The sequence below is a fragment of the Extibacter sp. GGCC_0201 genome (assembly GCF_017566055.1).
In the GTDB taxonomy this organism is placed as follows: domain Bacteria; phylum Bacillota; class Clostridia; order Lachnospirales; family Lachnospiraceae; genus Extibacter.
The window spans coordinates 1-14,514 of the sequence record NZ_JABFCH010000014.1; the positions used below are offsets into that span (position 1 = coordinate 1).

Sequence of the window (14,514 nt, forward strand, 5' to 3'; positions counted from 1 at the left end):
GCCGCATCCACGACCGGGTCCGGAAGGTACGCAATAGTGAAGAAGTCGGGGTGAAATATATGCAGGCATGGGAAGAGAAATATTATGAGAAAGAAGAGGCAAGACACGAAGGGGTGAAAGAAGGGCGTAAAGAAGCGCTTACAGATTTACTAAAGAAGAAGCTTGAAAAAGGGAAGTCTGTCGAGGAAATCGCCGAGGCTTTGGAAGAGTCCGAAGAGACGATTCGTGGGCTTATGAAAGAACTGGGGGTTCAAGTAATATAGACGCCGCTGGAGACGTATGTTAATGCTCAACATCGACCAATTTGTTCTTTGCTGCACATATTAAACTTGTCATATTTTATCATTCATCTCGCGCAGTCAGCGGCCATCCGCTGGCCAGCAACGCCTCACGACCGCCCTCGCCCTTGTTAGTGAAGTAGATAGCGGGCGGGGAGCCGGGTGGAAGATGCGCAGGTGCAAGCGTAAGAGGCGGAGAATCCGTCCCGGAATCCTTGGTTTGCGGAAGAGGAGCTGCTATCAGCGACTCTGCCGCAAAGTTAGGATTCCGTGGACTAGTCGAAGCCTCGGTCGCATCGGAGCAGATGCCACCCGGCTCCCTGACCGCAGCCACTTTACTACCCCCCCCAATTACTGGATATCCCGGATCTTCTTCCTGAGTCCAAGTACCTGAGGTGGTGTCACGGATAATTCGTCTATGCCTATCTGGATAAAGAACTCTGTCAGCGTCAGGTCTGCCGCCAGATCTCCGCAGATACTGATTCTTTTCCCCTCCAGGTGTACATTGTTCGTCACGATACGGATCATCTTGAGCAGTGCGGGATGATGCGGGTCATAATATCTGCTGATTCTGCCGTTCTGCCGGTCCGCCGCCATCGTATACTGTGACAGGTCGTTCGTCCCTATGCTGAAGAAGTCCACCTCTCTGGCGAGTTCCCCGCTAATCATTACAGCGGCCGGAGTCTCTATCATTACGCCAACCTGTATATCTTCATCAAAAGCTGTCTTTTCATCTTTGAGCTCGCGCTTGGCCGCTTCCAGCATCACCTTCGCGCTCTGCACCTCATCGAGCGATGTGATCATCGGGAACATGATCGAAACATTGCCAAATACCGAGGCGCGCAGTATAGCCCGCAGCTGGGTCTTGAACATCTCGTCCTTATCGAGGGAGATGCGGATTCCGCGGTATCCCATCGCCGGGTTGCTCTCCTCTCCGAAATCAAGACATTCTGCCTGCTTGTCGCCGCCCAGGTCAGCCGTCCTTATGACCACACGCTTCGCTCCCATGGCCTCGGCTGCCAGCTTATATGTCTGGAACTGCTGCTCTTCGGTGGGCAGCTTATGCCTGTTCTCCATATAGAGGAACTCGCTCCGGAACAGGCCGATACCGCCGGCGTCGCTGCGCAGTACATTTTCTATGTCTTCCCGTTTGCCGATATTGGCACAGATGTCAATCCTCTGCCCGCTCTGGGTGACGTTATCCTTTCCCTTGAGACGCTCCAGATTCTTCACCTGTGACACATTGCTTTCTTTCTTCTGCTTCATCCTCGTTAGCGTCGTGTAATCCGGCTCTATGTATATCTTTCCCTCAAAACCGTCGATGATGATGGTCTTGCCGTCATAATCCTTCTTCAGCGCCTCTCCAAGTCCGATGACAGAAGGAATCCCCATCGTTCTTGCCAGCACTGCGGTGTGTGAGTTGATTGCGCCGTATCTCGTGACAAACCCGAGAATCTTCGTCTTATCAAGCTGCACCGCTTCGCTCGGATATATTTCATTAGACGCCAGCACGATTGGTTCATCCGTAAGCAGCTTGTCTTTCCAGCTTCTGGACAGAATACGCACGAGCCTGCTTGACACGTCTCGGATATCCGTGTCATGCCCCTGGACATAATTCTTCCCCTCCTGCACGCACGTCTCAATAAACCGCTCCGAAGCAGACTGTACCGCATACTCCGCGTTCAGCTTCTGTTCCAGTATCACACCGGTAATCGCGTCAATATAATCCTGATCCTCCAGGATCATCTGCTGCATCTCAAAAATGGCGGCATTCGCCTCCCCGACATCTTTAATGGAATCGGTATACAAGTCTTTCAGTTCCAGAAGGGCCTTCTCCCGCCCTTTCTGGAACCTCATGATCTCCTTTTCCACATCTTTGACATCAAACTTCTTGATCTCTTTTGTATCTCTCCTGTAAAACGACAGCCGTCCGATTGCGACGCCTTCCGAAACTTTCTTCCCTGTCAATGTAATCATAGTACCTCTATCCTCTACTGCCTCTTCATGTTCAATAACATAACTTTACACGTTATAGCAGCTTCCGTCAAGAACTAATATTTTACTCAAACAGCGGAGTTGACAGATATCTCTCTCCCGTGTCCGGAAGCAGTGCTACGATTGTTTTTCCTTTATTTTCCACTCTCATAGCCAGCGTTATTGCCGCATGAAGCGCAGCTCCTGAGGAGATGCCGGTGAGAACACCCTGCTTTGCAGCCAGAAGCCTGGACGCATTGTAAGCCTCTTCATTTTCTACTGTCATTATCTCATCATAGATGTCCGTGTCCAGTATGTCCGGAACAAATCCCGCACCGATACCCTGCAGGCCATGCGGTCCCGGCTTTCCTCCCGAGAGGACAGGGGAGGCGGCCGGCTCGACGGCAACCACTTTTATATCCGGGTTCTTTTCCTTCAGGTACGCGCCCGTACCTGTGACCGTTCCACCGGTACCTACGCCTGCCACGAATATGTCGACCGTTCCGTCTGTGTCTTGCCATATCTCAGGCCCTGTCGTTTCCCTATGCGCTCTCGGGTTCGCCTCATTCACAAACTGGCCGAGCACGATAGCATCTTCCGACTTGGCCGCCAGCTCTTCTGCTTTCGCGATAGCTCCCGGCATTCCTTTGGCACCTTCCGTGAGGACAATCTCGGCCCCATATCCTTTCAACAGCTTCCTGCGCTCTATGCTCATCGTCTCCGGCATGGTAAATACGGTCCGGTATCCCCTCGACGCGGCAACGGAAGCCAGCCCGATCCCTGTATTGCCGCTTGTCGGTTCGATAATCGTCGAACCAGGGGCGATAAGCCCTCTCTCTTCCGCGTCGAGCAGCATGGATAAGGCTGCTCTGTCTTTTACGCTGCCCGCAGGGTTGAAAAGCTCCAGCTTTACAAGCACTTTTGCCTGCAGCCCCTTTTCCTCCTCAATTCTGGCCACTTCCAGAAGCGGCGTCCTTCCTATCATTTCTTCTACGTTCTTGTATATCTGTCCCATTATGAAACTCCTCCTTTTCCGCTGCCGGATTGCCCGGCTTTACTGATATATGGCTATATTGCCGCCAATGCCTGATCCAGATCTTGGATAATATCGTCGATGTGTTCTGTCCCGACAGACAGGCGTACGCTGTTCGGGCGTATGCCCGAATTGCCTAGCTCTTCCTCCGTCATCTGGGAATGTGTCGTGCTGGCCGGATGGATGACAAGTGATTTAACGTCTGCCACATTAGCCAGCAGAGAAAATATTTCCAGCTTATCAATGAAGCGCCTCGCTTCCTCTTCGCCGCCTTTCACTTCAAAGGTAAAGATAGAACAGCCCCCTTCTGGAAAGTATCTGCCGTACAGATTATGGTATGGGCTGTCTGCCAGCATCGGATGGTTCACCCGTTCTACTTTCGGGTGCCTGCTCAGGTAATCGACTACCTGCAGCGTATTCTGTACATGGCGTTCCACCCGCAGAGACAGCGTCTCAAGCCCCTGCAGAAACAGAAATGCGTGCAGCGGCGCCATCGTGGCTCCTGTGTCCCTCAATATGACTGCCCGGATTCTCGTCACAAATGCCGCCGCCCCGGCCGCCTCGGTAAATTTGACGCCGTGATAGCTGGCATCCGGTTCGGTAAGCTGCGGGTATCTGCCTGATGCCTTCCAGTCAAATCTGCCACCGTCTATAATTACGCCGCCAATCGCCGTTCCATGCCCCCCGATAAATTTTGTGGCCGAATGTACGACGATATCTGCACCATGTTCAAATGGCCGCAGCAGATACGGTGTCGCGAACGTACTGTCCATCACGAGCACGATCCCATGCCTGTGGGCCGTCTCCGCCACTTTTTCTATATCTGCAAGATTGGCGTTTGGATTGCCGATGGATTCGAGGAACAGTGCCTTTGTGTTGTCCTGTATTGCCTCTTCCCACGCCCCTTCTTCATCGGGATCGATAAACGTCGTCGTTATCCCCTGTGCGGGCAGCGTATGTTCCAGAAGGTTATAGCTTCCGCCATATATGTATTTGCTTGCCACGATATGGCCACCGGCGTGGGCAAGATTCTGGAACGTATACGTTATCGCCGCTGCCCCCGAAGCTACGCCGAGCGCTGCCACGCCGCCTTCCAGCGCTGCCATGCGCTTCTCAAATATGTCCTGCGTGGAATTGGTGAGCCGGCCGTATATGTTCCCTGCATCCGCAAGGGAGAACCGGTCTGCCGCATGCTGGCAGTCACGGAATACATAAGAAGTCGTCTGGTATATAGGTACCGCCCTGGCGTCGCTTGCCGGGTCTGGCTGCTCCTGTCCTACATGTAGCTGCAATGTCTCAAATTTCCAATCTCTGCTCATAACTGTTGTCCTCGCTTTCCTTATACCGCCTTTTTATTGTTCCGTCTGTGATGTCCTGTGCATGCTGCCGTTACAGGTAATACATAGGAACGAATTGTTCCTGCTTTTCCCGATATTCATCCACGAGCCTGGCAAGGGTACGCTCCTGAAACAATTCATTCACCATCCTGTCGATTTCATCCCAGACGAGTTCCCGGATAGCCGCTTCCACTTCATCTTCACCTTCATCCGGTGTCCTGTTGACAATCGAGAATTCTCCTTCCAGAGCCTCCAGAATCTCTTTCACCGTTATCTCTGATGCATCTTTTGCAAGCCTGTATCCTCCTCCGGCGCCCTTGACGCTTGCCACGATACCTGCTTTGCGCAAAGTGCCGAACACCTGCTCAAGATAGTTCAGCGACAGGTTCTGCCGACTGGCCGTCTGCATGAGGGACACTGTTTCCCCATTTGTATTTGCCGCCATATCCACAAGTGCTCTCAGCCCATATCTGCCCTTGGTTGATATCTTCATCTCTGGCGCCTCCATTCTAATTCCTACTAAATCGATATGATTTATATGTTTTATGTTATACACCTTTTTTCCTACCATGTCAATATACTTTCTGAAAAAATATTCCAAATCTCCGCACATGAAGAACGCCCGGCACAAGAATGTACGTTGATACATCCCTGCGCCGGGCGCCTGCCCTTAGTCCTATCTTTTCTCTGCGGCCACTTTGGCTATCTCACCCACAGTCACCGCGTCTGCAACGCTTACAATCACATCCCGGAGCCTCCCCCACGTATCCTGTGTCGGACAGAGGCTGCAGTCGATACCGCAGCTGCTTTCTTTTGTAAGGCATTCTACAGGCACAAGTTCCCCTTCCACTGCTTCCAGCACCTCTCGCACGGTAAGCTGCCCTGGGTCTTTTGCCAGGCAATATCCGCCCTGCGCGCCGCGTACACTGGACACGATTCCTGCGGTTTTCAAAGATTTGACGATGCGTTCCAGATATTTTTCTGAGAGTTTCCTCCGCTCTGCTATATTCTTAAGACTTTCCAGACGCTTGAGGTCCGAATGCATCGCAAGGTCAGCAGCTATCTCTAACGCATAGATTCCTTTTGTCGATATCTTCATATGCAGTTCCTCCCAACAGGTTATTTCTCATCAGCCCTGCCTTACGCTATGATTCCCTCCACTATCTCACGTTTCAGGTCCATTATATCATCCTTAAGCACTTCTTTTGCCTCTTCCAGATTCCGCCTTTCCAGAGCTTCTATCAGCAGGATGTGCCGTTGGGCCGTCGTCTCGTTCCTGTGGACGCTGGAAGAGAAGTAATATTGTACCGCACTTCTGGAAGAGAATTTCAGCGCCCGCTCTACCGCTTCGCAGATCTTATCATTGCCGCAGAAGCTGCACAGAAGCAGGTGGAAGCTGATATTGCTTTTCCAGTATCTTGCTATCTTCTTTTCACTGTGAATCTTCGTCGCTTCCAGAACATCCTTCTTCAACAGTTCTATCTGACTGTCCTTCAGTTGGACAAAGGTCTTCTCAAGCGCTGCTGTCTCCAGGACGACACGCATCTCCACAATATCGGAAATCTCCTTAATCGAAATCGGACATATCTGGTATCCCATCCTCGGACGGCTTTCAAGAATCTTCTCATTGCACAGTTCCACGAGCGCCTCCCGCACCGGAGACTTGCTGACTCCATGCTTCTCAATCAGCTCACGCTCCGTTATGATGTCATTCTGCCTGTAATTTCCATCAATAATCTCGTTCAAGATATTCTCATAGATCTGATCCTTTAGCTTTATATTACCTGACATTTCTGTCCTCCTGATTTCGCATGATTTCCACCTTACATTGTATTTTGCCTATGTATTATTCTACCAGAATTTTCTTCTGTTGGATACCCCTTCATGTGATGCACGCCCTGCGTATACTACTTGTGGAAATGCAGCCTGCATGTGGCGCATCCTTCTGCAATCGCACCATTCAGATCGAACTTAAGCCCCATCGCTTTTGCGATATTACGGTCACCGTCCATGGCGATATCGCACAGCCTGGCACATTGGTCGTCGTCCATGCCAAGGTCTTTCCATGCAGCAAGCAGCGGACAGTAATGGAACTGGATTTTCAAATCTTCCGTCGAGCATTCATCTACTTCCATATCAAAGGTACTCATGCCGAGGTCATCGAGGAATACCTTACGGAAGCTGCTCAAGTCTGAAGCGTCCTCACATCTGGACCGGAATTTTTCTCCGTCTTTCTCTCCTCTCCTTGCAATAGCTTTTCTCATAACATCCTCGATGTCCACGCCTGCCTTGACTGCCTCGTCGTAGATAAGGCCCATCCATGCCGCCCTGTGGCCGATTGCATTGCGGTTGATCTGTGTCTCTCTTTCATTTCCCATTCTTTCTTCTGCCATGATTCATATCCTCCTTGATTGTTTTATTTCTTATCAGCCCACGCAATTCATCATGATGCTGATAATCTCCTTATCCGTCTCTCTCATTCCGTCCCTGCCGAGTTTCCCTACATTACGGATCGTACCGTCCACGTCATTTGTGACGATACCATCCCCGCCTCTGAACTGTCTGCCGTCCTCGTACATCTGATAACCGAGTATCCCTGCGTCTACAGAGGCTGCAATCTTTCCCGCACATGACGGCTTTGCACCGTCGCATATGATGCCCGAAACGATAGCCAGCGAATTAACGATCGTATGCGCGATTTCCTCATAACGTCCGCCCATAAGATAAGCGATGCCTGTCCCGCTGGCACATCCGGCGTTTACCGCCCCGCAGAATGCAGACAGTTTGCCTATCTGCAATCTCTGGTATATCGTCATAAGGTTGGACACGGCCAATGCTTTTACGAGTGTCTCCTGGTCGCTATCCAGATATTTCGCATAAGTGATGACGGGAACGGAAGCAGCGATTCCCTGGTTTCCACTTCCCGATACGATTATGACCGGGGATTCGCACCCGCCCATCCGGGCATCGGCTCCTGCTGCAGCCATCGCCTTCGCCCTGTTCCTTATGCCGTCCCCGTCATGTGCCAGTATGACGCTGCCTACGCCGGCTCCATATCCGCCTTCTATCCCTTCTTCGGCAATCGCATAGTTATACCTGATCTGCGGTTCTATCACGGGATAGATATCCTCTATACGAAGGGCATCCGCAAATGCGACTATGTCTTTGACGTTCAGCAGGTTTTCTTCTTCCACGCCATCGGCTTCTGCTTTTTCCAGCTGCTCAAATATGATATTCCCGTCTTTTTCAATCCGTACTATATTCGTGTGGTATCGGGCAATCCTCAGCAGGACATAACTTTCCTTGTGGATCAGCCTGATACCGATCTCGAACAGGGAGTCTCCTTCCGCCGGCATCACCTTGACCCCATGTGTACGCAGATACTCCCGGATGCTCTCACGCTTATATGCGGAGACCTCCGCTATGACTTCCAGACGCTTGCCTGCATCCCCTGCTATCACCCCCGCCACAGCAGCAGCCTCGATGCCCTTCAGTCCTCCGGTGTTCGGGATGACCACGCTCTTGACATTCTTGATGATATTGCCGCTGACAGAGACTTCTATGCGCTCGGGTATGGCCCCCAGTATCTCTCTTGCCTTTGCGGCCCCGTACGCTATAGCTATCGGCTCGGTGCACCCCATGGCGGGCACCAGCTCTTCTTCCAGTATCTGAAGATATCTCTGGTATTTGTAATCTTCTCTTTTCATTTCATACACCCTTTTGCAGTCTCATTAACAGGTCTGCCACATAATCAATTTCTTCTTCCGTATTCCAATAGTGCAGAGAAAGCCTTGCGACTCCTTCTATCTGGAACAGCTTCTGGATTCCGGGACAGAAGAAGTGATGTCCCATCATCCCTACGTTGTGGCTGTTCAGATACAGCGCGATTTCCCGGATACTCTTGCCTTCCATACATACGCCTACCACGCCTGCTCTTTTCTCTGCTTCTTCCGGCCCTATGATCTGCAGTCCGGGAATTGTCTGAAGCTGGCGGATCAGCCGCCCGGCCAGCAGGTTAATCCTGTCTTTTACACATACCGCACCGCCGATATCTTCGAGATACTTTACCGCTTCTGACAGGCCGAAGATGGCCGGATAGTCTTTTTCACCGTAATTCCACTTCTGCATATCCCTGTGATAGGAGAAGGTTCCCTGACGGTAGTCCCAGACGCCGCTGTTCCAGGCCGGTATACTTCCCCTCAGCTCTGGCTGGCTGCTCTCCCTGACATATAAGATTCCCGATCCGGAAGGTCCCCGCAGATATTTGCGCCCGGCTGCTGCCAGATAATCACAACTTAACTTTGTCACGTCTATCTCTACGGCCCCTATCGTACCGGAGGCATCTACAAGATAACGGACACCTTTTTCCTTCGCTATCTGGCCGGCTGCCTCCACGTCCTGCAGCACCCCCAGGCTGTTTGCCGAATGGGTCACTGCTATAAGCGCGGTATTGAGGTCAATCAGGCTTTCCAGCGCCTGGCAGTCTATTCGTCCCGGAAGCTTTGCCGGCGCGTATCGGATTTCTACTCCGTACAGGTCGCGGATCTGGAACCACGGAGCCGCATTGCTGATGAAGCTCATCTCATCCAATATGATATTTTGTCCCCGTTCCCACGGAATCCCAAGAGCAATCAGGCCGATTCCCATACTGCCGTTCGGCATAAGCGCAATCTCTGACGGCTTAGCATGAATGAGGCCTGCCGTTCGTTTTAGAGCCAAATCATATGCTTTCTGCGTCAGTTCTTCTGCCCTTGCGCTTGTGGCGCCGTAACGCATGATGATATCATAATACCGGCCCGCGGCCTGGATGACCGGCAGCGGAGGAACGGACGTGGATGCGTGGTTCATATAGATATTGCCGCAGGGCGTGTCCGCCCTTATCCGTTCTATATCCATCCGGCAGCCGTTTTTCTTAATCGTATCCATCTACTCTTTCCCCCGCTTTGCTGCCTGATGGCACGCCACACTGTGCCCATTCGCGATTTCCCGCAACAAAGGCGTCTCTTTCCTGCATCGATCGTCTGCATATCTGCATCTGGTATGGAATGCACAGCCTGCCGGCACATTGACGGGGCTTGGCACATCGCCTTCCAGTATGATCCTGTTCTGTTCCTTCTCCGGATCCGGCAGCAAGATGGCGGAGAACAATGCCTGCGTGTAGGGGTGCAGCGGATGATGGTACAGCTCCTCACATTCCGCGATTTCCACCATTCTCCCGAGATACATGACCATCACGCGGCTGCACATATGCCTTACGACGGACAGTCCATGGGAGATGAACAGATAGGTAAGGTTGAACTCCTCCTGAATGTCGTCCAGCAGATTGATGATTTGGGACTGAGTAGATACGTCCAGTGCCGATACCGCTTCATCGCAGACGATAAGCTTCGGGTTCAGTATAAGCGCGCGGGCAATGCCGACCCGCTGCCGCTGGCCGCCTGAGCACTCAAACGGATACCTGCCGTAGTAATCGGATGACAGCCCTACCACTTCCAGCATATGCAATACCTTTTCCTGCACCTCTTTCTTGTCCGCAATCTTCTGGACGAGCAGAGGCTCACCGATCATCTTACCAATCGTGTTTCTCGGATTCAGGGAAGTGTACGGATCCTGGTACACTATCTGGGCATGTCTTCTGAAATCACGTAACTGCTGTCCTTTCAATTTCAGCACATCCTGTCCCCCGAACAGCACTTCCCCTTTTGTCGGCTCGAACAGGTGGAGCACCAGTTTTCCAAGTGTTGTCTTGCCGCAGCCGGATTCTCCTACGATTCCCACCGTCTCTTTCGTATACACTTCAAAACTGATATCTTCGACCGCCCTGACCACCCTTTTATCCCTCGAAAAAGCCCCTGACTTAGCGGAATAATGCTTGGATACATGGTTTACTTTCAGCAAAGGCCGGACATCCTGTACATTCTTTTGATTTGTCATATGCATCACCTGTCTTCCATGGCATACTGCCAGCACAATACTTTCTGTCCCTCTCCGGTCTCCACGAGCGGGGGCTTTTGTTCCCTGCAGATATCCGCGGCACAGTCGCACCGGCTTGCGAACTTGCAGCCTCTGATCTTCTCCGACGGTTTTGGAACCGTGCCCTCTATCATGAACAGACGCTCCTTCTTCTGGTCCGGCCTTGGAATCGCCTTTAAAAGCCCTCTCGTATACGGATGCAGCGGGCAGGCAAAAAACTTCTTTACAGGTGCTTCCTCCACTATGCTGCCTGCATACATGACCATAACCCTGTCCGACACCTCCGCTATCACGCCCATATCGTGGGTGATGAACATGACGGCCATCCCGAGCTCTCTGCGGAGCCTCTTGATGATATCCAGTATCTGTGCCTGGATGGTCACATCCAGCGCTGTCGTCGGTTCATCGGCAATAAGCAGCTTCGGGCAGCAGGCGATGGCCATCGCTATCATGACCCTCTGGCGCATTCCCCCGGACATCTGATGCGGATATTCCCTAGCCCTTTTTTCAGGCATCGGAATCCCGACCATGTCAAGCAGTTCCACTGCCTTCTTCCACGCCTCTTTCTTGCTGACCGTCTCATGATGCCGTATCGTCTCCACTATCTGATACCCGCAGGTAAGCAGAGGGTTCAGCGAAGATAGCGGCTCCTGGAATATCATGGAGATCTCTTTCCCCGTAACAGCAGAAAACTCTTTCCTGCTCATTTCCAGCGTATTTCTGCCTTCAAAGGTAATCGTACCTTCCGCGACTCTCCCAAGATTATCCGGAATGAGCCGCATGACAGACATGGACGTCACGCTCTTTCCGCATCCGGATTCTCCGATGACACCGAGAATCTCACCTCTGTCCACATGGAAGGACACATGGTCGATTGCCTTGACCGTTCCGGCTTCACCATAGAATTCCGTGACGAGATTATCCACGTGTAACAATGTTTTGCTCACAATATGTCCCTCCCTTCTAATCTACGATGAGAATCTCATGCCCAAGCCCTGTCAGGCATCTTGCTCCCTTAGGGCCGATATACAAGTCGTCTTCCAGCCGGACTCCAAAGCGCCCCGGCAGATAGATGCCTGGCTCATCGGAACATACATTCCCCTCCTGTATCACGCTCCGGTTTCCCGCAACGATATACGGGGGCTCGTGGATATCAAGTCCAATGCCATGTCCGAGCCGATGGGTAAAGAACTTGCCGTAGCCGGCTTCCCGAATTACCTCCCTTGCCGCTTCATCGAGGCACCCGCATGTAATACCCGGCTTTGCCTTCTTAAACGCAGCCTCATTGGCTGTCCGGACGATACCAAATACTTCCTCAAACTCTTCCGGCGCTTTCCCTACAGCTACCGTTCTTGTAATATCGGAGTAGTAGCCTTCATAACTTCCTCCAAAGTCGATGATGACCGCATCCTGGCGTCTGATCTTGATATCCTCTGCCTGGTGGTGGGGCATGGCGCCATACTGCCCGGATGCCACAAGAGGCAGCCCCTGGCATATAAGCCCTTCTTCCTCCAGATGGCCTTTCAGCCGCAGCGCCACTTCCCGTTCGGTATACCCTGACAGCCCCTGCCTGAGCGTCCTTGACAGCGCGGTTTCTGATCTTATCTGTGCTGCCATCAACGCTTCTAATTCCTCTGCATCTTTTCTCGCTCTGAGCACCTCCATCACTTCTTTGCCGAGGCACCACGATGCATGCTCCATCTTACGTGCCAGACGGTAAGCCATCACATGCGGCATCGTATCTCCCGCCGCGATGCAAAGCTTCTTATCGCCGATGCACGCAGCAGCCTTCTCATATGGATCATCCGTTTCCCGCCACAAGATACATGGAATCTGCTCCTTTATATCCTTCTGGAGATTATCTGCCTCAAACCGGGGCAGGATAAAATATGCTTCCTCCCGCAACACGATAAGGAATATGGGGCGCTCCATTGCAATCCCGCGAAATCCGGTCATATAATACAAGTCTGTGGAAGGGGCCAGAATCAGGCAGTCAATCTGCTTTTCCCCCATAGCCCTCTGTACGTCATCTATCCTCTTCTTAATGTCCATCCTGCATCCTCCTTAACCATCCTGCCTATAAGTTCCTTAATTCCGGATTCGTCGCTTCCTGCAGCGAATCTCCCAACAGGCTGAATCCGAGAACCGACAGGAAGATGAACACGCCGGGTATCATGGAGTACCAGGGCGCGTTGAATATAAACAGGCTTCCGGCCGATATCATCGCCCCCCACTCCGGCGTAGGCATCTGTGCGCCCAGCCCGATAAAAGAGAATCCCGACGCGGCAATCAGCGCATTGCCGATTCCCATCGTAATCTGAGGAATCACCATGGACATCGTCTGGGGGATGATTATGGTAAAGACGATCTTGGCCGGATGCATGCCGATTGCCTTCGCAGACTCTACGTATAGCTTTTCTTTAATCACAATTACCATTCCACGTACCATCCTGGCGTAATTCGGCCACCATGACACCGCCAGCGCGAAGATGGTGGGTCCGATTCCCGCTCCGATAGCCGCCGCGATGATCATTGCCAGAAATATCTGTGGAAATGACATGAATACATCACATATGCGCATCACCAGATTGTCGAACCAGCCGCCGATATAGCCGGCAATCCCTCCTATCACGATACCGGCGGCAGCCGCACACAGAACGACCGCCAGAGCGGTACCCATGGAATACCATGAGCCGTACGCCATCCTGCTGAACAGGTCTCTTCCCATCTCATCTGTTCCGAACCAGTGGGCACTGCCCGGCGCCACCAGTTTTGCATTCATATCTACGACAAGCGGCTTATATCTCGCTATAAATGGTCCCGTAACCATGAACAGCACAATCATAACTGATATGAGAGTACCCGCCGTGGACGGCACGTCTCTGAAAAAATATTTTTTCATCTTCTTCATCAGCTTAACCTCACTCTTGGATCAATCAGCACATAAGATATGTCAACTAACAGGTTAATCAATATGAATATGACTGCCATTGTAAGCGTAATCCCGGCTACGACCATCAAGTCCAGCGATGCGATTGCATCGAGGGCATAAGATCCAAGCCCCGGCCAGCTGAATATCTTCTCTATGAGCACCGTGCCGCCGATCATGCCCCCCGCCTGCATCCCCAGCAGTGTCAGGATAGGCGAGATTGCATTCTTCATGGCATGGCGCCTGATTACCGTATGTTCCGGAAGCCCTTTGGATCTGGCCGTCCTTATGTAGTCCTGGCGAAGTTCCTGCAGAAGCTGTGTCCGCATCATCCTCGTCGTAATGCCGCAATAGCCGAGCACAAGGCTCAATACCGGAAGGAGCAGATGCCTGGCAGCCTGTAAGAACAATGTAAAGTCTCCGGCAAAAGCGCTGTCCAGCAGATAAAAGCCCGTAACAGTGTCAGGAGGTATCGTCCCTACCGGCAGCCGGTAGCCGGCCGGCAGCCACTGAAGCCTGTAGTAGAATACGTACTGGAATATGAGCGCCAGCCAGTAAGGCGGAACTGCCATGCCTGCCACTGAAAAGAACCGGATGATGCCGTCCAGCACACCGCTGCGCTTCAGTGCCGCTACGCTCCCCAGAATGAGGGCAAGGACAAAGAAAACCACAAGTGAAACAGCTGTCAGCTCAAGCGTGGCGGAAAGCCTGGAAGATATCTCCTGCGCTACCGGCTGTTTCGTCTTGAAAGAAGTTCCCATATCAAGCTTCAGCAGCCCCTTCATATAGTTGAGATACTGGACATAAATCGGCTTATCAAGTCCCAGTTCCACCCGTTTTGCCTCCACCTGCTCATTCGTCGCGGACGGCCCTGCTGCCGCCCTGGCCGGGTCGGACGGCAGATAATAGGTTGCCAGGAATACGAGCATCGTAACGCCGATGATGACAAGCACAAGCGATGCACATCTTCTCAATAAAAATTTTCCCATA

Annotated in this window: 14 protein-coding genes and 1 pseudogene; 1 reads left to right on the forward strand and 14 read right to left on the reverse strand. The window is 52.1% G+C overall.

Annotation, left to right across the window (positions count from 1 at the left end; all coding sequences use genetic code 11):
- Nucleotides 1-263, forward strand: a pseudogene (locus tag HJV72_RS10525) (Rpn family recombination-promoting nuclease/putative transposase); the annotation flags it as partial.
- 366 nt (nucleotides 264-629) lie between these two features.
- Here the strand turns inward: HJV72_RS10525 and ptsP are convergent.
- The 14 genes from ptsP to HJV72_RS10595 all read right to left on the reverse strand — a co-directional run bounded on the left by ptsP (nucleotide 630) and on the right by HJV72_RS10595 (nucleotide 14,513).
- The gene (gene ptsP / locus HJV72_RS10530; RefSeq protein WP_208070834.1) at nucleotides 630-2,255 is read right to left on the reverse strand and encodes a phosphoenolpyruvate--protein phosphotransferase; all 1,626 of its coding nucleotides are present in this window, start codon (nucleotides 2,253-2,255) and stop codon (nucleotides 630-632) included.
- 82 nt (nucleotides 2,256-2,337) lie between these two features.
- On the reverse strand, nucleotides 2,338-3,267 hold the full coding sequence (cysK, locus tag HJV72_RS10535) for a cysteine synthase A (protein ID WP_208070836.1): 930 nt from the start codon (nucleotides 3,265-3,267) through the stop codon (nucleotides 2,338-2,340).
- 53 nt (nucleotides 3,268-3,320) lie between these two features.
- Nucleotides 3,321-4,604, reverse strand: a complete 1,284-nt coding sequence (locus HJV72_RS10540) for an O-acetylhomoserine aminocarboxypropyltransferase/cysteine synthase family protein (RefSeq protein ID WP_208070838.1) — start codon at nucleotides 4,602-4,604, stop codon at nucleotides 3,321-3,323.
- A 70-nt stretch (nucleotides 4,605-4,674) separates the two neighbouring features.
- The gene (locus tag HJV72_RS10545; RefSeq protein WP_208070840.1) at nucleotides 4,675-5,115 is read right to left on the reverse strand and encodes an RrF2 family transcriptional regulator; all 441 of its coding nucleotides are present in this window, start codon (nucleotides 5,113-5,115) and stop codon (nucleotides 4,675-4,677) included.
- Nucleotides 5,116-5,298: 183 nt separating this feature from the next.
- Nucleotides 5,299-5,721 carry an RrF2 family transcriptional regulator gene (locus HJV72_RS10550; protein WP_208070842.1) on the reverse strand — a complete coding sequence of 141 codons (423 nt, stop codon included), beginning with the start codon at nucleotides 5,719-5,721 and terminating at the stop codon, nucleotides 5,299-5,301.
- Between the two features lie 41 nt (nucleotides 5,722-5,762).
- A complete protein-coding gene (locus HJV72_RS10555; RefSeq protein WP_208070844.1) occupies nucleotides 5,763-6,413 on the reverse strand; it encodes a GntR family transcriptional regulator in 651 nt (216 codons plus the stop codon).
- Between the two features lie 116 nt (nucleotides 6,414-6,529).
- A complete protein-coding gene (locus HJV72_RS10560; RefSeq protein ID WP_243765609.1) occupies nucleotides 6,530-7,015 on the reverse strand; it encodes an L-2-amino-thiazoline-4-carboxylic acid hydrolase in 486 nt (161 codons plus the stop codon).
- Nucleotides 7,016-7,048: 33 nt separating this feature from the next.
- Nucleotides 7,049-8,329, reverse strand: coding sequence for an L-cysteine desulfidase family protein (locus tag HJV72_RS10565; protein WP_208070846.1), 1,281 nt, complete (start codon nucleotides 8,327-8,329; stop codon nucleotides 7,049-7,051).
- 1 nt (nucleotide 8,330) lies between these two features.
- Entirely contained in the window at nucleotides 8,331-9,548 is a 1,218-nt protein-coding gene (locus tag HJV72_RS10570; protein WP_208070848.1) for an aminotransferase class V-fold PLP-dependent enzyme, read from the reverse strand.
- Nucleotides 9,549-10,556, reverse strand: a complete 1,008-nt coding sequence (locus HJV72_RS10575; protein WP_330618951.1) for an ABC transporter ATP-binding protein — start codon at nucleotides 10,554-10,556, stop codon at nucleotides 9,549-9,551.
- A gap of 5 nt (nucleotides 10,557-10,561) precedes the next feature.
- Nucleotides 10,562-11,542, reverse strand: a complete 981-nt coding sequence (locus HJV72_RS10580) for an ABC transporter ATP-binding protein (RefSeq protein ID WP_208070852.1) — start codon at nucleotides 11,540-11,542, stop codon at nucleotides 10,562-10,564.
- 16 nt (nucleotides 11,543-11,558) lie between these two features.
- On the reverse strand, nucleotides 11,559-12,647 hold the full coding sequence (locus tag HJV72_RS10585; protein ID WP_208070854.1) for a M24 family metallopeptidase: 1,089 nt from the start codon (nucleotides 12,645-12,647) through the stop codon (nucleotides 11,559-11,561).
- A gap of 25 nt (nucleotides 12,648-12,672) precedes the next feature.
- Entirely contained in the window at nucleotides 12,673-13,506 is an 834-nt protein-coding gene (locus tag HJV72_RS10590; protein ID WP_208070856.1) for an ABC transporter permease, read from the reverse strand.
- Nucleotides 13,506-14,513: an ABC transporter permease gene (locus HJV72_RS10595; RefSeq protein ID WP_208070858.1), complete on the reverse strand. Its 1,008-nt coding sequence runs from the start codon at nucleotides 14,511-14,513 to the stop codon at nucleotides 13,506-13,508. The genes HJV72_RS10590 and HJV72_RS10595 overlap by 1 nt, the downstream gene beginning before the upstream one ends.
- Nucleotide 14,514 lies beyond the last annotated feature (1 nt).